Raw genomic sequence first — 16,170 nt, 5'->3', positions numbered from 1 at the left:
CGTGATGCACGGGGTGCAGCGGTGTCAAAATCCCATCGCCGCCACATCCACCCCGTCCACCTGCCCCGCATCCAGAAACTGCTGGCCATAGCGCAGGTACACCCCTTCGCGCACAAACACCTCGAACAGGTCGGGGTCGATGTGCCCGTTGTCCCGCATCCTGCACATGATGGCCAGCGCCTGCGACAGGGTCATGCCACTCTTGTAGGGCCTGTCTGCGGCCGTCAGCGCCTCAAAGATGTCGGCAATGCCCATCATGCGGGCCTGCAGCGACATCTGCTCGCGCGTGAGGCCGCGCGGATAGCCCTTGCCATCCATGCGCTCGTGGTGGCCGCCCGCGTATTCGGGCACGTTTTGGAGGTGGCGCGGCCAGGGCAGCGTCTCCAGCATCTTGATGGTGGCGACGATGTGGTAGTTGATGGTGTCGCGCTCGGCCTGGTTCAGCGTGCCGGAGCGGATGGTGAGGTTCTCCACCTCCTCCCCCGTCAAAAAGCTCGTCTGCACACCCTGCGGGTTGCGCCAGTGGCGCATGGCGGCAATATCGCGCACACGCTGCTGGTCTTCGGGGCGCATGGCCTCGGTGCCGGTGTTGCTGCGGCGCAGAAACTCGCGGTCTTCCTCCAGCGCATGGATCTCGTGCTGCAGGGCCTGCAGCTCCTGGCCTTCAGCCCGTGCATCCACCACCGGACGCAACGCCAGCTGGCGGCGCAGCGCGGCCAGTTCGGCATCGCGCTTGAGCACTTCAAACCGCGTGTCCACCAGGCCGATGCGGTCGTAGATGGTCTGCAGCTTGGTGGCCTTGTCCACCACGTGCACAGGCGTGGTGATCTTGCCGCAGTCGTGCAGCAGGCCCGCCATCTTGAGCTCGTAGCGGTCGCGGTCGCTCATCTTGAACGCGGCCAACGGCCCTTCGCGGGTGGCATCCACAGCCTCGGCCAGCATCATCGTGAGAGCGGGCACGCGCTGGCAGTGGCCGCCGGTGTAGGGCGATTTTTCGTCGATGGCCAGGTTGATGAGGTTCACGAACGACTCGAACAGGCGTTCGAGCTGCGTGATGAGCAGCCGGTTGGTGAGCGCAATGGCCGCCTGCGAGGCCAGCGACTCGGCCAGGCTCTGGTCGGCCTGCGAGAAGGTGATGACCTCGCCCGTGTCCGGGTCGCGCGCATTGATGAGCTGCAGCACGCCGATGAGTTCGAGGTCGTGGTTCTTCATCGGCACCGTGAGGAACGACTGCGACCGGTAGCCCGTGCGCTGGTCAAACGCGCGTGTGCCCGAAAAATCAAACCCTGCCGCGCTGTAGGCGTCGGCAATGTTCACCGTGCGGTCGTGGATGGCCGCGTGGGCCGCCACCAGCGAATCATTGGGCCCGCCGTCGGCCGTGCGCAGGGGCAGCAGCGGCAGGTCGATGGGTTTGCCGGTGGTGCCTCCCAGGCTGATGCCGAGGGAGTCGGTGCGCAGGATCTCGAACTTGAGCGCCGACTGGTCATCCGTCACGCTGTAGAGCGTGCCGCCATCGGCGCCGGTGATGGTCTTGGCGGCCTCCAGGATGTTCTCCAGCAGCCGGTCAATGTCCCGCTCGCGCGAAAGCGCGGCGCCGATGCCGTTGAGCTGCTCCAGCCGACGGAACAGATTGAGAGTGGATTCCTTGCTCATGCGACCACCTTGCAAGCAGCGTTGGTAACCCCGCATCGTAACGAAAGGTGACAGCTATCATCACCTTTCCTTTTTCAAAAACACCCAATTCGTGGACTCGGTCACACCCCGCTTTCTCACCGCCGCGCTTTACCAGTTTGTGGACCTGCCGGACTTTGCGGCGCTGCGCGAGCCCCTGCAGGCCCTGTGCGACGCCCATGGCGTGCGCGGCATGCTGTTGCTGGCGCCCGAGGGCATCAACGGCACCATTGCGGGCGAACCACAGGGCGTGCATGCGGTGTTGGCCTGGCTGCGCAGCGATGCGCGCTTTGCCTCCCTGCAGCACAAGGAGGCGCTGGCCGAGCGCATGCCCTTCTATCGCATGCGCGTGCGCCTCAAGCGCGAGATCGTCACCCTGGGCGTGCCAGGCCTGAACCCCGCCCGCAACGCCGGCACCTATGTGAAGCCCGAAGACTGGAACGCCCTCATCGACGACCCGGGCGTGGTGGTGGTGGACACGCGCAATGACTACGAGGTGGGCATTGGCACATTTGAGCGCGCCATCAACCCGCACACGCAGACCTTTGCAGAGTTTCCGGCCTGGGTGGCGCAGCAATCGCAGCCTGGCGGCGTATTGGCTGGCAAGCCCCGCGTAGCCATGTTCTGCACGGGCGGCATCCGCTGCGAAAAGTCCACCGCGTTCCTCAAGTCGCAAGGCTTTGACGAGGTGTACCACCTGGAAGGCGGCATCCTCAAGTACCTGGAAACCGTGCCCGAAGCATCCAGCCGCTGGCACGGTGACTGCTTTGTGTTCGACGAACGCGTGTCCGTAGGCCATGGCCTCGCACCGGGCCACCACCAGCTGTGCCGATCCTGCCGCATGCCGCTGGGCGAAGCCGAGTTGCAATCACCGCACTACGTGCCCGGTGTGAGCTGTCCGTATTGCCACGGCACCCGCACACCCGAGCAGGAACGCGCCCTGGCCGAGCGCGAGCGGCAGATGCAGCTGGCCCGCCAGCGTGGGCAAGAGCACATCGGCGCGCAGCAACCCGGCCGCCCCACACGCGCTGTGGCCAAGCACGCGGAGGACGATGGCATGGATGGCACAACATGACCGCCCTGCCCGTCCTGTACTCGTTCCGCCGCTGCCCCTATGCCATGCGCGCCCGCCTGGCCCTGGCCGTGAGCGGCCAGGTTTGCGAACTGCGCGAGGTGGTGCTCAAAAGCAAGCCCCAAGGGTTGTTGCAGGCATCGCCCAAGGGCACGGTGCCCGTGCTGGTGTTGCCCAGCAGCCAGCTGCTGGAGCAGAGCCTGGACATCATGCTGTGGGCGCTGCGACACCACGACCCTGAAGGCTGGCTCACCCCCAGCCATGGCAGCCTGGAGGACATGCTCGCGCTGATAGCCGAATGCGATGGCCCGTTCAAGCAGGCGCTGGACCGGTGCAAGTACCCCAGCAGATACCCGGACGCTGACATGGACGCGGAACACGCCCAAGCCGTGGCCTGGTTGGGTGCGCTGGAGGCCCATCTCTCACCACATCAGCCTTACCTGTTCGGCACCCACGCGACCCTGGCCGACATGGCGATTGCGCCTTTTGTGCGGCAGTTTGCAGGCATTGATGCCGACTGGTGGACCGCACAGCCGTGGCCCCGCCTGCAGGCCTGGCTGGCGCAATGGCAGGCCAGTCCGCTGTTTGGCCAGGTGATGCCTAAACTGCCCCCATGGGTTGACGGTACACAAGGCGTACCGTTCCCGCGTGGCACCGGTATGCCAGGCTGAAGCGGTCGCACTGGACCGCTTGAGATCGGTGCTTTGGGTACCATCTCTTCTACAAAACACCATGCTCCGTGACGCTAGAGGTTGTCACGGAGCAACCCCTCTTCGCTTCATGCAAAGCACAGCCTCCTCAGGGCTTTACCGCGCAGAGCCACCTCCAAGCCACCCCATCGACCCTGTAGCCCCTGCATGAAAATCATCGATGAAATGTTGAACCTGGACCTGCTCACCCACGAGCAGCACCTGCAAATCAGTGCATGGATCGCGCGCTCCGCGTCGCCAGAAGAGATATTGCAAATGCCTGCGCCACTGTGGCAGGCCGTAGAACGCGCCAGTCAGACCATGGGCATCAACGAAGACCTTTTGCGTCCTCCTTCGCTGGACGCAGGGGACATGGTGCTTGGATAGCCAACCTTGTGCGCTTTCATGCGACCAGGTGGAACTGCGCTCGGAGCAGGAACACCGGCGCTGGAAGCCCTTCCCATAACGAAAAAGGCGCTCCAGGGAGCGCCTTTTTTCGTGCAAGCCCATGCCTCACAGGCATCAAGCCATCGAATAACCAGCGCCTCGCTTGTTGCCACCCTTCAGCGCCCGCAACAGCACAGCCAGCAGGACCAAGCCAAACCCCACGAAGCAGATGAACGACCAGTTGGCAATCGAGCCACCCAGGAAGGTCCAGTCGATCGCAGTGCAATCGCCCGAGCCCCGGAAGATCATGGGGATGGCGCGGCTGATGGGGTAGTTTTCGATCATGCCGTAGAAGTCGCGGCCGCAGGTAGCGATCTCTGGCGGGTACCACTGCAGCCAGCTCTGGCGAGCCGCCACAAAGGCGCCAAACCCGGCAGTGATCACGGCCAGCACCGCCCAGGTCATCCACCAGCCCCGATTGCCTCGCGCACTCGCCAGGGCCGTGAATACAGCAACACCAATCAGCGCGTAGCGCTGCACGATGCACATAGGGCAAGGCTCCAGGCCCACCACATGCTGCAGGTACATGCCAAACGCCAGCATCGCCACACAGGCCACGCTGATCAGCGCCAGCACGCGACGCGGGGCCTGATCAATCCAGTTCAACACCATCATTCTTGTCCCTCGAAACCGCAGGTTACCCAGAGAGGCCTCGAAGGAGAAGCAACTCAGATACCGGCGGCGTGATCCAGAAAAACGCGGGCGCGGCGTGGTGTCACCACCAGCGTCTCACCCTCCTTGAAACCCATGTCCTTGAACTGCTGCGCAGGGATCTGCGCTTCGATCAGGGATTCTGGGGACGCATTGTCCGCTGGTTTGTGATCGTCGGTCGGAATAAGTTCCAGCCGCGCAATCGGCCCCACCACGATGGCGCGGCTCAGCTGGGCCACGATGCCACGGGGACGGCCTTCTGCGTCCAGGCCCGCGCCGGGGGAGTAGCGCTCCACGTCCAGGTCGTGCGGGCGCACATAGGCAAAGGCTTTGGCGTTCTGCGCCGCCTGGTGCTCGGGCGAGTCGAGCTGCATGCCGTCCAGGTGCACCAGGCCTTCATGGGCGCGGCCGTGGAACAGGTTCACGTCACCCAAAAAGCCGTAGACAAACGGGCTGGCAGGCTGGTCCCACACCTGCTGGGGGGAGCCGCTTTGCTCGATCTTGCCCTGGTTGATCACCACCACGCGGTCAGCCACTTCCAGGGCTTCTTCCTGGTCGTGGGTCACGAAGATGCTGGTCACATGCAACTCGTCGTGCAGGCGTCGCAGCCAGCGGCGCAGTTCCTTGCGCACCTTGGCATCCAGCGCGCCAAAGGGTTCGTCGAGCAGCAGCACCTTGGGCTCCACCGCCAGCGCGCGAGCCAGCGCAATGCGTTGGCGCTGGCCGCCCGAGAGCTGCGAGGGGTAGCGCTCGGCCAGCCAGTCCAGCTGCACCAGCTTGAGCAGGTCCATGACCTTTTTCTTGATCTGCGCCTCGCTCGGGCGCTCGCTGCGGGGCTTCACGCGCAGGCCAAAGGCCACGTTCTCGAACACCGTCATGTGGCGGAACAGCGCGTAGTGCTGGAACACGAAGCCCACGTTGCGCTCGCGCACATGCACGTCGGTGGTGTCTTCGCCGCTGAAGTGGATGGTGCCCACGTCGGCCGTCTCCAGGCCCGCGATGATGCGCAGCAGCGTGGTCTTGCCGCAGCCCGAGGGGCCGAGCAGCGCAATGAGTTCGCCCGAGGCAATGTCCAGGCTCACATCGCGCAGGGCCTGGAAGTCTCCAAACTGCTTGCTGACGTTACGGATTTCGATGCTCATTTTCTGTTTCCTTCACACGCCAGCGGGCGCAGGGCGCTCGGGCGGCAATTCGGCGGCGGCCTTCAGGGCCTGTTCGTTGCGGTGTTCGGCAATGGTCTTGATGACCAGGGTGACCAGGGCCAGTAAAGCCAGCAGCGAGGCCGCAGCAAACGCAGCCACGGACTGGTACTCGTTGTAGAGAATTTCGACGTGCAGCGGGATCGTGTTGGTCTGCCCACGGATGTGGCCCGACACCACCGACACGGCACCAAACTCGCCCATGGCCCGCGCGTTGCACAAGATAACGCCGTACAGCAGGCCCCACTTGATGTTGGGCAAGGTCACGTACCAGAAGGTCTGCCAGCCGCTCGCGCCCAGCACGATGGCGGCCTGCTCCTCGTCGTTGCCCTGCGCCTGCATCAGCGGAATCAGTTCTCGCGCGATGAACGGAAAGGTCACAAACACGGTGGCCAGCACGATGCCAGGCACGGCAAAGATGATCTTGATGTCGTGCGCCTGCAGCCAGGGACCAAACCAGCCTTGCGCGCCAAACATCAGCACATAGATCAGGCCCGCCACCACGGGCGACACCGAGAACGGCAGGTCCACCAGCGTGGTCAAGAAGGCCTTGCCCTTGAACTCGTACTTGGCAATGCACCACGCGGCTGCCACGCCGAACACGAGGTTCAGCGGCACGGCAATCAGCGCGGTGATCAGCGTGAGCTTGATGGCCGACCAGGCATCGGGTTCGCGCAGGCCCTCCAGGTACGCGCTAAAGCCCTTGCGCAGCGCCTCTGCAAACACGGCGGCCAGTGGCAGCACCAGGAACAGCAGCATGAAAGCCAAGGCGATGGCGATCAGCGTGTAGCGGACCCAGGGCGCTTCGGTCGTGCCCGCCTGGGCGCGGCGAATGGTTCGGGAGTTGTTGCCGCTCATGCTGGTGCCCCCGCGTGGCGGCGCTGCCAGGCTTGCAGCGCGTTGATGATGAGCAGCAGGATGAAGGAGATGACCAGCATCACCACAGCCACGGCGGTGGCGCCTGCGTAGTCATACTGCTCCAGCTTGCCGATGATGATGAGCGGCGTGATCTCCGACACCATGGGCATGTTGCCCGCGATGAAGATCACCGAGCCGTACTCACCCACCGCCCGCGCAAACGCCATGGCAAAGCCGGTGAGCAGCGCAGGCGTGATGGAGGGCAGGATGACCTTGGTGAAGGTCTGCAGGCGCGTGGCGCCCAGGCAGGTGGCAGCTTCTTCCAGCTCCTTTTCGGCGTCTTCCAGCACGGGCTGCACGGTGCGCACCACAAATGGCAAGCCGATGAAGATCAGCGCAATCACAATGCCCGCAGGCTTGAACGCAAGCTGGATGCCCATAGGCTCCAGAATGCTGCCGACCCAGCCATTGCCCGCCAGCAAGGCTGTGAGCGAGATGCCTGCCACGGCCGTGGGCAGCGCAAACGGCAAGTCCACCAGCGCATCCACAATCTTCTTGCCCGGAAACTTGTAGCGCACCAGCACCCAGGCGATTAGCAGGCCAAACACCAGGTTGACCAGCGCCGCGATGAACGATGCGCCAAAGGTCAGCCGGTACGACGCCAGCACGCGCGGCGCACTGATGGCCGCCCAGAACTGGTCCCAGGTGAGCGTGAAGGTCTTGAAGATCAGTGCCGACAGCGGGATCAGCACGATGATGCTCAAGTAAAAAAGGGTGTAGCCCAGTGACAGCCCGAAGCCGGGCAGCACGCGCTTAGGCGCGCGCCGTCCGGCCGGGGCTGCGGCCACAGCGGTCGCAGTGGTCATAGATGCAGTGGTGAGTCGGGAAAAGCGCTGGGCCTATTTACTTGGCGCCGGGCGTGTACAGCTTGTCGAACTGGCCACCGTCATTGAAGTGCACCTTCTGCGCTTCGGTCAGCGAGCCGAAGTACTTGGCCACCGTGAACTGCTTGAGCGGCTTGAAGGTGTCGGCGTACTTCTTGAGCACGGTCTCCGAACGGGGGCGGATGGCGTGCTTGGCTGCAATCTCTTGCGCTTCTTCCGAGTACAGGTAGTCCAGGTAGGCCTTGGCCAGCTGGGCCGTGCCCTTCTTGGCCACGGTGCGTTCCACCACGGCCACGGGGTTTTCAGCCACCACGCTCACCGAGGGGTAGATAGCATCGACCTTGCCCGCGCCGAACTCGCGGTCGATGGAGACCACCTCGGATTCGAAAGTGATCAGCACATCGCCCTGGTTGCGCTGCAGGAAGGTGGCCGTGGCATCGCGGCCGCCCTTGGCCAGGATAGGCACGTTCTTGTACAGCTTGCCGACAAACTCGGCGGCCTGCGCCTCGGTGCCGCCCTTTTCGCGCACGGCGCCCCAGGCGGCCAGGTAGGCATAGCGGCCGTTGCCGCCAGTCTTGGGGTTGACCACGATCACCTGCACGCCGGGCTTGATGAGGTCGTCCCAGTCTTTGATGTTCTTGGGGTTGCCGTTGCGCACCAGGAACAGCATGGTCGAGGTGGTGGGCGATGCGTCGTGTGGGAACTTCTTGGCCCAGTCCTTGGCAACCACGCCGTTGTCCGCCAGAAACTGTACGTCGGTGGTGGTGTTCATGGTGACCACGTCAGCAGCCAAGCCGTCGTTCACGGCACGGGCCTGGGCGCTGGAGCCGGCGTGCGACTGGTCGATCTTCACGTCCTGGCCGGTGGTCTTCTTGTAGTGCGCGGCGAAGGCCACGTTGTAGTCCTTGTAGAACTCGCGGGCCACGTCATACGACACATTGAGCAACGAATTTTGAGCGGCAGCCATGCCGCTCGCGGCCAGGGCCAGAGAGGCCAGGAGGGTCTTGAGTTTCAAAGAAGTCATGGTGAAGTCGCCCAAAAAATGCAGGAGATTCCGCATTGTGCGGACCACCCCTTAAAACTCAAAAGAATATATTCTTGTTAATTAATCGAGAATTGACATATAGACATCTCGAAGGGCGTGCCGGTGCCATGGCCCAAAACCGCACACCAGCTGCCCGGGCCTGACATTTCGGGTCCTGCAGGCACCGAGCGCTAGTAACACATGCTCAGACAGCTATCAATTAGATAGCAATCAGGCGGCGGCCGGAGAAACCTGCGAGTACCCTGCAGCTGGCTGGATGGTGCTGTGGTCGCCCTCCAGAGACTGCAGCAACGCCCAGCCCAGCGGCCATTCGCCATGGCCCGAGTCGATGTTGATATGCCCTGCGTTCTGCATGCGCACAAACTCGCTGCCCCAGGCCCTGGCATAGGCGCCCGCCAGGCGGATGGGACAAAACGGGTCATTGCTGCTGGCCACCACGATGCTGCGGTAAGGCAACGCCGCGTAGGGCACGGGGGCAAAGTCGCTCAGGATGGCGCGGCGCTCGGGGTCGGCAGGAGCCACCAGCAAGGCGCCGCACACCTTGGCTGCAGCCTCCGGCCCCATGTGGGTAGTGGCAATACAGCCCAGGCTGTGTGCCACGATCACTACAGGGTGCGTTGCGGCCAGTACCGTCTTCTCCAGCTGGCTCACCCAGGCTGAACGCGTGGGCGTGATCCAGTCGTCCTGCACCACGCGGCGCGCGTGGGGGAGGCGCTCGGCCCACAGGCTCTGCCAGTGGCCGGGGCCCGAATCGCGCCAGCCGGGGACGATGATGATGGAGGTGGTGGTGGTCACAGGCAGGGATTCTGCGAGCCAGCCTTTAAAACCCAAACGACTTAATTTTTGTTATTTAATCTCCAAATCATCTAAAAAAGCGACTTCTGCTTGCCTCTTTCAATCAATGACTATTGAGTGAATAAATTAAACCAACCGGTTTAATTTCAAACCGACGCGTACAATGTAACGAATTGCAAACAAGCCGCCTGGCGCCGTTCCGCACGACGGCGGCTGGTTGGGTTTGCATTGGCGGCTTGTCCCAGGTCGGTTCTTCCTTAGTCATCTTCACTTCAAGAGGCACCTTTCAATGCACACATGGAAAATCAGCCAGCGCCTGATGGCGGGCTTCGGTTTGGTCATCGTGGCCCTGCTCGGCATGTCGGTCTACAGCGTGCTCATTGCACGGGGCATCGACGGCGCTCTGACCGCCAATGCCACGCAGAACGCTGTCATCCAGCGCGCTGCCATCAACTTCCGGGGCTCGGCGCACGACCGCTCCATCGCGGTGCGCGACGTGGTGCTGGCCCCCAACGACGACGCACGCAAGAAGGAAATCGAATCCATCGCACGGCTGGCGGACTTCTACGCCCAGTCCGCCACGCAGCTGGACAGCGTGCTGAAAACCGCCAAGGAGATTCCGCCCGAAGTGGCCCCTATGGTGCAGTCGCTCAAAGACATTGAAGCGCGTACGGTAGCCACCACTAGCAAGGTGGTCGCGCTGATGCAGTCCGGCGACCGCGCAGGCGCTGAAGCCATGCTCTGGACCGAGGCCAAGCCCCAGTACGAGCAATGGCTGGCAGCGGCCAACAAGCTCATCGACTACGAAGAGGCGCGCATCATCAAGAACAGCCAGACGGCCAACCAGGACGCGAGCCAGTTCACCGGCGTGATGCTGTCCATCACGCTGTTGGCGGTGCTGATCAGTGTGGCGGTGACGGTGCTGGTATCACGCAGCATTGGCCGCGAGCTGGGCGCTGAGCCCAGCGAAGTGCGCGCGGTGGTGCAAGCCATCCAGCAGGGCAACCTCACCACCCCAGTGCAAGTGAAGGCGGGCGACACCGGCAGCGTGATGGTGGCCGTGCGCGACATGCAGCAGCGTTTTCATGAACTGGTGTCGGCCGTGCGCGACAACATTGCGCAGCTGCGCACCACCAGCGACGACATCAGCAGCGGCAACCAGAACCTGGGCCACCGCACCGAACAAGCCGCCAGCAGTCTGGAGCAAACCGCCGCCAGCATGGAGGAGCTGACCGCCACCGTGCGTCAAAGTGCCGACTCGGCCCGCCAGGCCAACGCCCTGGCCACCACCGCTGCCAGCACAGCCACCAAGGGCGGCGAAGTGATGCAGCAGGTGGTAAGCACCATGCAGGACATCCACCACAGCAGCCAGAAAATCGCCGACATCATCGGCGTGATCGACGGCATTGCGTTCCAGACCAACATCCTGGCGCTAAATGCCGCTGTGGAGGCAGCCCGAGCGGGCGAACAGGGGCGTGGCTTTGCCGTGGTGGCCACCGAGGTGCGCAGCCTGGCCCAGCGCAGTGCCGAGGCCGCCAAGGAGATCAAGGCGCTGATCCAGTCCAGCGTCGACAAGGTGGACTCGGGCACCCAGCTCGTGGCCAACGCGGGCGAGACCATGAACGAGATCGTGCAAGGCGTGCAGCGCGTGAACGGCATCATCGGCGAGATCAGCACCGCCGCCGCCGAGCAGAGCGACGGCATCTCGCAGGTCAACGTGGCCGTGACCCAGCTGGACCAGATGACCCAGCAAAACGGCGCCTTGGTGAGCGAAAGCACCACCGCAGCCGAAAACCTGCGCCAGCAAGCCCAGCGGCTGGCGGAGCTGGTGGCCGTGTTCCAGGTCGGCGGCAGTGCTTCAGCAGGCATGGGACTCGATGCACCGCGTGCCACGCCAGTACATCGTGGCAATGCCCTGCCCGTCCCCGGCGTGCGACGCCTCGCACACTGAGACAGCATTGCGGACAGCAGGTCCGCCAGGGTGGGTGCAATGAGGTGCTGAAAAAATTCTTGAATTTTTCGGTACCCCTCAACCCCATTGCCCCGCCCCGTTCGTTTCACCCAGCACCACCACTTTTTTGATGGAGCTGCCATGAAACCCCGTTCACTCACCCTGCACGCCCTCGCCGCCCTGACAGCACTGCTGGGCCTGGCCCACCTGCCTGCCCAAGCCATTGGCCGCCTCGCCGACGTGACCATCGTGGACCGCGACACCGGCGCCACGCTGCCGGTGCACTACGCCCGGGGCGAATACTGGGTGGCCGGGCGGCCCGGGGCGCGGTATGCCATCACGGTGCGCAACCGGTTGGGCGAGCGGGTGCTGGCCGTGCCGTCGGTGGACGGCGTGAATGTGCTCAGCGGCGAAACCGCTGCGTGGGACCAGCGCGGCTATCTGTTCTCGCCCTATGAGCGTTACCAGATCACCGGCTGGCGCAAGAGCGACAGCCAGGTGGCGGCCTTCGAGTTTTCGCACATCGCCAACTCGTATGCCGCCCGCACGGGCCGCCCTGCGCATGTGGGCGTGATTGGCGTCGCCCTGTTCCGCGAACAGCCACCGATGCCCCAGCCTGCCCCCGCCATCACCCCCGAGCCCTACAGCCAGCGCCGCGACAACAGCCTGGGCCTCGGGCGTCTGCGGGAGGACCCCGCATCGCCCGCAGCCGCTGGGGCTGCCGGTGCGCCTGCTGCCCCAGCCCCATCGGCCGAGGCAGAGTCCTCTGCCCGCTCGCAATCTGCCGACAGTGTGGCCAAGGCCGTTCCCATGCCATCGGCCAAGCTAGGCACGGCGCACGGCCAGCGCGAGACCTCGGTTGTCACCCACACCAGCTTCACGCGCCTGCAAGAGCAGCCCAATGAAATCATCAGCATCCGCTACGACAGCCGCGAGAACCTGATCGCCAGCGGCGTGATCCGCGAGCCCATCGCCCGCCCCCACGCGCCCCATGTGCCGCGCGCGTTTCCGCAGTCGGACAACCTGTCGTACGTACCCGACCCACGGTAGACCTGGGCCGGCCCGTGAGTGCATGAGGGTTTCGCATAATGCCCGGGTGCCTGCAGCCCCACCCTCTCACGATGCCTACGACGCCGACGAAGCGCTGATGCTGCGCTACGCCGGTGGCGACATGGCCGCGTTTGACCGGCTGTACGCCCGGCACGAGCTGGCCGTGTGGCGGTTTGTGTTTCGCAGCGTGAAGGTGCAGGCCGTGGCCGACGACCTGCTGCAGGACGTGTGGTTTGCGGTGGCGCGCAACGCTGCCCGCTACGAGGTCAAGGCCAGGTTCCGCACCTGGCTGTTCACCTTGGCACACCACCGGCTGGTAGACCACCTGCGTACCGCCAAACACCATGCCAGCCTAGATGCCAGCGACGACGATGCGCGCAGCCTGGCAGACACGCTGGTGGCGGACTCGGGCTTCGGGCCCGTGCGCCAATTGCAGTCGCGCGAGCAGGCCGCCGCGCTCATCGCCGCCGTAGAGCAGTTGCCGCCAGAGCAGCGCGAGGCCTTTTTGTTGCAAGCCGAAGGAGACCTGAGCGTGCAGGAGATTGCCAAGGCCACCGGCGTTAACTTTGAAACCGCCAAAAGCCGCCTGCGCTACGCGCGGGCCAGCCTGCGCCAGCACCTCAAGGAGTTTGTATGACCCGGCAGGATGACGAACTGGTCCGGCGCTACCACGAGGCCAGCGAACAGGAAGGCGCCCGCCCCGGCGTGCATGTGCGCGATGCCGTGCGTGCGCATGCACAGATGGTGGCAGCGGCTGCGGCATCGGCCACCCCGGTAGCAGCCCCTGCCGCCAACCAGGCCCGCTGGAAGATTTCGGCCCTGGCCACCTTGGCCGTGGTGGGGCTGACTGGCTTGCTGATGCTGCAGTTTGAGCGCGGCACGCCCGAAGAGCGGGACACCGCTTTCAGCCACCGCCGGACCGAGTCGCCTGCGCAGGCTCCCACGGTCCCTGCTCCTGCGGCCACACCGACGCTCCCGCCACCGGCAGAGCCCCCATCGGTCACTCCGCCTGCACCGGAAAGCGCACAGAAAAGTACGCGGAACAGCGCCGGCCCGTCGGCCGACGCCATGCTCCCCAAGCCTGCCACGGTAGCCCCCCCCGCGCCTGCGCAGACACCAGCACCCGCCCAGCCCGTAGCCAAGCCGGCTCCTGTGTCGCCTTCCACTGAGCAGGAAGCCCTGTCAGCACCTCGCTCAGCCGGGGCCCTCTCCGGTTTCCCAGCGTCGCCCCCCGCGCCCTCGACCGCAGCCTCCCCTGCCGAATCTGGTGGTGAAAGGCGCGAGCGCACAGCAGCCCCCGCGGCACCGGCGCTTCAGGAGACCACCCCGGCTGCCCCCGCTCCGGCCGCCGCACCAGCCGCCCGCAGCGCGCAGGCTGACTCTGCAGCGCGCGACCAACAGACGGCGGCTGCAGCCCCTGCCATGTCAAAAAATATGGGCGCGGCCTCGCCCAACACCATCTGGGAGGCCGCCCGCTCGGGCCTTACCCAGCAGGTCGAAGCCCTCGTGCAACAGGGCACGCCAGTGGATGCCCGCGACCCCGGAGGAAAAACCGCCCTGATGCTGGCCGCCTTGAACGGCCACACCGCCACTGTGCAGCGGCTGCTGGCCTTGCGCGCCAACCCGGCGCTGGTGGACCGCGAAGGTCTGAATGCGGCACAGCTCGCGGCACAGCGGGGCCACACGCGCCTGGCAGAGCTGCTGGAAGCGGCCCGCTGAAAAGCGCACCGGCAGGTCTCGCAGTGCCCGCGTCATGTCCGCAGGGGGCGGGCGTAGCTGCCCCGCTCGGCGGTAGCGGCGAGTCAGTGGCTCGTCGGAATCATTAGAACCGCACTGCCTCAAACGCGGGGTGCAGCGCATCGATCCAGTGGTCCAGCTCGTCCTGAGTCACATGCAGGTGGTCCATGCAGGCCTGGCCGTGTTGGGTCCACTCGCGCGTGGGGGCCAGGCCGTCGTGCTGGTTGACCAGAAACTCGGCCAGCAAGCCCAGCGCCACCAGGTGGCGCACGGTGGGATCAAACTGCTCGTCGTTCAGGCAGGCAAAGTCGTGGTGCAGCCAGATGGCCTGGGCCACATCGCCCGGCAGGTGCCAGGTGCGCGCCACGATGGCGCCCATCACCGCGTGGTCGGTGCGGTGGCTCGCGTTCTCGGTCTGGGTAAAGGTGCGGTCCTTGCGCGCCAGGGCCTCGGTCACGGTGCCCGCGTAGCCCCGCACCGCCTTCACCAGCACCGGCATGCCCACGTGGCAGAACAGCCCGAAGCTGTAACCCAGGCCCGGTTCCAGGCTGTAAAGCTGGTGGCCGATGTGCTCGCACGCAATGGCGCGGCGCTGCGAGCTTTCCCAGAAATGCTCCAGCAGCGGCGAGCGCACCTGCAGCGCATTGCGCGTGATGAAGGCAGACAAAAGCTCCACGGCCGGCTGCAGCCCCAGCACCGTCAGCGCCATGCCCACGGTCTGCACCGGCTGGGCCAGGCCGTACAGCGGACTGTTGGCCAGCCGCATCACGGCGGCGGCCAGGGCTACGTCGGAGGATGCCAGTTGCTCCAGCGCGGTCGAGTCCAGCTCGGGCGCCGCCACGATCTGCTGCAGGCGCAGCAGTGACTCGGGGCACGGCGGGATCACGATGGCGCGCACGGCAGGGTGCACGCGGGCTTGCCGGATGTCTTGGTCGATGGGGTGTGGAGCGGTCACAAAAAGTCCCCGGGCCGCCGCGTGTGCCGACCACACGGACGGGCGCAGCCCGCACAGTTGCAATTCGTTGCATTGTGGCGCCAAAAAGCGCTTTGCCCACCGAACCCGTGCACAAGCGCAGGCTTTGCGCCCAGCGCCTCAGAACCTGTCCTTTGAACAGGTTCTCAGATATTGGCGCCGTCGAGCCCCTGCAGGGCCTGCCGTGTGCTCAGGCTGCTGCGCCCGGGCATGGCCTCGCCCAGGTAGTCCAGAAAACGCCGTACCGCGGGCGACAGCCCCCGGCGGGAGGGGAACACGGCGTGCACGATGGCGGGCGCCGGCGCCCAGTCGGGCAGCACCCGCACCAGCTTGCGCTCGCGCATTTCCTCCTGGCACATGTAGTCGGGCATCCAGCACACCCCCGTGCCGGCCACGGCCGCGTATTTGAGCGTGAGCAGGTCGTCCGCCACATAGCGCGGCGTGTGCTGCACCATCTGGTGCACGCCTCCCGGTCCGATCAGGTTCCAGGTCGATCGGCCATCGGGCGCGGACATGGCGATGCTGTCGAGCTTGGCCAGGTCGTCCAGCGTTTGGGGCGTGCCCTGGCGGATCAGCAGCTCGGGGCTGGCCACCAGGATCTGCGTGGTGTGGTCCAGCCGCTTGACGACCATGCTGCCGCTGTCGTCCACCGAGGGACGCACGCGCAGCGCCACGTCGATGCCCTCTTCCACCAGGTTGACCGCGCGGTTGCTCACCAGCATGTCGATGCGCACCTCGGGGCAACTGGCCAGGAACCGGGGGATCAGCTCGGCCACCACGGTCTGCGCCAGCGTGACGGGGCAGCTCACGCGGATGGTGCCGCGCGGCACGGTCTGCACCTGGGCTACCGTGTCGGCCGCCGCCTGGGCCGATTCGCGCATGGCCTGACAGTGGCGCAAATAGGCTTCGCCCACTTCGGTCAGCGAGAGCTTGCGGGTGGTGCGCTGCAGCAGGCGCACGCCCAGCTGCGTTTCCAGGTCGGACACCCGGCGCGACAGGCGCGATTTGGGAATGCCGAGCGCGCGGCCCGCAGCGGCAAAGCCACCGCGCTCCACCACTTCGGCGAAATACAGCATGTCGTTGAGATCTTGCATGGGCTTCATCGTCCTATGGATAGAACAATCTATCGCAAGTTCACTACCTTATCA

16 protein-coding genes are annotated in these 16,170 nt (G+C 65.1%); 7 read left to right on the top strand and 9 right to left on the bottom strand.

Annotated elements, in window-relative coordinates; translation table 11 throughout:
- Nucleotides 1-24: 24 nt before the first annotated feature.
- Entirely contained in the window at nt 25-1,653 is a 1,629-nt protein-coding gene (locus ASC83_RS22165; protein ID WP_056067641.1) for an HD family phosphohydrolase, read from the bottom strand.
- 91 nt (nt 1,654-1,744) lie between these two features.
- Between ASC83_RS22165 and ASC83_RS22160 the strand changes: the two genes are divergently transcribed.
- The 3 genes from ASC83_RS22160 (at nt 1,745) to ASC83_RS22150 (ending at nt 3,819) form a co-directional block, all read left to right on the top strand.
- Nucleotides 1,745-2,746 (top strand): rhodanese-related sulfurtransferase, encoded by a 1,002-nt coding sequence (locus ASC83_RS22160; RefSeq protein ID WP_056067639.1) that lies wholly within the window; start codon nt 1,745-1,747, stop codon nt 2,744-2,746.
- Complete coding sequence (locus ASC83_RS22155) at nt 2,743-3,414, top strand: glutathione S-transferase (protein ID WP_056067637.1); 672 nt, start codon at nt 2,743-2,745, stop codon at nt 3,412-3,414. Before ASC83_RS22160 ends, ASC83_RS22155 begins: the two co-directional genes overlap by 4 nt.
- A 186-nt stretch (nt 3,415-3,600) precedes the next feature.
- On the top strand, nt 3,601-3,819 hold the full coding sequence (locus ASC83_RS22150) for a hypothetical protein (RefSeq protein ID WP_056067635.1): 219 nt from the start codon (nt 3,601-3,603) through the stop codon (nt 3,817-3,819).
- A 135-nt stretch (nt 3,820-3,954) separates the two neighbouring features.
- Here ASC83_RS22150 and ASC83_RS22145 read toward each other — a convergent pair whose 3' ends face one another.
- The 6 genes from ASC83_RS22145 to ASC83_RS22120 all read right to left on the bottom strand — a co-directional run bounded on the left by ASC83_RS22145 (nt 3,955) and on the right by ASC83_RS22120 (nt 9,311).
- Complete coding sequence (locus ASC83_RS22145; RefSeq protein WP_056067833.1) at nt 3,955-4,491, bottom strand: disulfide bond formation protein B; 537 nt, start codon at nt 4,489-4,491, stop codon at nt 3,955-3,957.
- Between the two features lie 56 nt (nt 4,492-4,547).
- A complete protein-coding gene (locus ASC83_RS22140) occupies nt 4,548-5,672 on the bottom strand; it encodes a sulfate/molybdate ABC transporter ATP-binding protein (protein ID WP_056067633.1) in 1,125 nt (374 codons plus the stop codon).
- Between the two features lie 12 nt (nt 5,673-5,684).
- The gene (gene cysW / locus ASC83_RS22135; RefSeq protein ID WP_056067631.1) at nt 5,685-6,587 is read right to left on the bottom strand and encodes a sulfate ABC transporter permease subunit CysW; all 903 of its coding nucleotides are present in this window, start codon (nt 6,585-6,587) and stop codon (nt 5,685-5,687) included.
- Nucleotides 6,584-7,453, bottom strand: a complete 870-nt coding sequence (gene cysT, locus ASC83_RS22130; protein ID WP_056067629.1) for a sulfate ABC transporter permease subunit CysT — start codon at nt 7,451-7,453, stop codon at nt 6,584-6,586. Before cysT ends, cysW begins: the two co-directional genes overlap by 4 nt.
- 37 nt (nt 7,454-7,490) lie before the next feature.
- Nucleotides 7,491-8,495: a sulfate ABC transporter substrate-binding protein gene (locus ASC83_RS22125; protein ID WP_056067832.1), complete on the bottom strand. Its 1,005-nt coding sequence runs from the start codon at nt 8,493-8,495 to the stop codon at nt 7,491-7,493.
- 231 nt (nt 8,496-8,726) lie between these two features.
- Nucleotides 8,727-9,311: an alpha/beta hydrolase gene (locus ASC83_RS22120; RefSeq protein ID WP_056067829.1), complete on the bottom strand. Its 585-nt coding sequence runs from the start codon at nt 9,309-9,311 to the stop codon at nt 8,727-8,729.
- A 289-nt stretch (nt 9,312-9,600) separates the two neighbouring features.
- On the opposite strand from ASC83_RS22120, the gene ASC83_RS22115 reads away from it, so the two are divergent.
- From ASC83_RS22115 to ASC83_RS22100, 4 genes are all read left to right on the top strand, one after another.
- The gene (locus ASC83_RS22115; RefSeq protein ID WP_056067627.1) at nt 9,601-11,262 is read left to right on the top strand and encodes a methyl-accepting chemotaxis protein; all 1,662 of its coding nucleotides are present in this window, start codon (nt 9,601-9,603) and stop codon (nt 11,260-11,262) included.
- Between the two features lie 141 nt (nt 11,263-11,403).
- Nucleotides 11,404-12,312, top strand: a complete 909-nt coding sequence (locus ASC83_RS22110; protein WP_056067625.1) for a hypothetical protein — start codon at nt 11,404-11,406, stop codon at nt 12,310-12,312.
- Between the two features lie 22 nt (nt 12,313-12,334).
- Nucleotides 12,335-12,949, top strand: a complete 615-nt coding sequence (locus ASC83_RS22105) for a sigma-70 family RNA polymerase sigma factor (RefSeq protein ID WP_056067623.1) — start codon at nt 12,335-12,337, stop codon at nt 12,947-12,949.
- A complete protein-coding gene (locus ASC83_RS22100) occupies nt 12,946-14,031 on the top strand; it encodes an ankyrin repeat domain-containing protein (RefSeq protein WP_056067621.1) in 1,086 nt (361 codons plus the stop codon). The genes ASC83_RS22105 and ASC83_RS22100 overlap by 4 nt, the downstream gene beginning before the upstream one ends.
- A 103-nt stretch (nt 14,032-14,134) precedes the next feature.
- Here ASC83_RS22100 and ASC83_RS22095 read toward each other — a convergent pair whose 3' ends face one another.
- Nucleotides 14,135-15,004: an HDOD domain-containing protein gene (locus ASC83_RS22095; protein WP_056067827.1), complete on the bottom strand. Its 870-nt coding sequence runs from the start codon at nt 15,002-15,004 to the stop codon at nt 14,135-14,137.
- Nucleotides 15,005-15,168: 164 nt separating this feature from the next.
- Nucleotides 15,169-16,116, bottom strand: a complete 948-nt coding sequence (locus ASC83_RS22090) for a LysR family transcriptional regulator (protein ID WP_056067825.1) — start codon at nt 16,114-16,116, stop codon at nt 15,169-15,171.
- Between the last annotated feature and the right edge of the window lie 54 nt (nt 16,117-16,170).

The sequence above is a fragment of the Acidovorax sp. Root402 genome (assembly GCF_001425125.1).
GTDB lineage: Bacteria > Pseudomonadota > Gammaproteobacteria > Burkholderiales > Burkholderiaceae_C > Acidovorax > Acidovorax delafieldii.
This window is presented reverse-complemented; position numbering and strand designations above follow the sequence as displayed.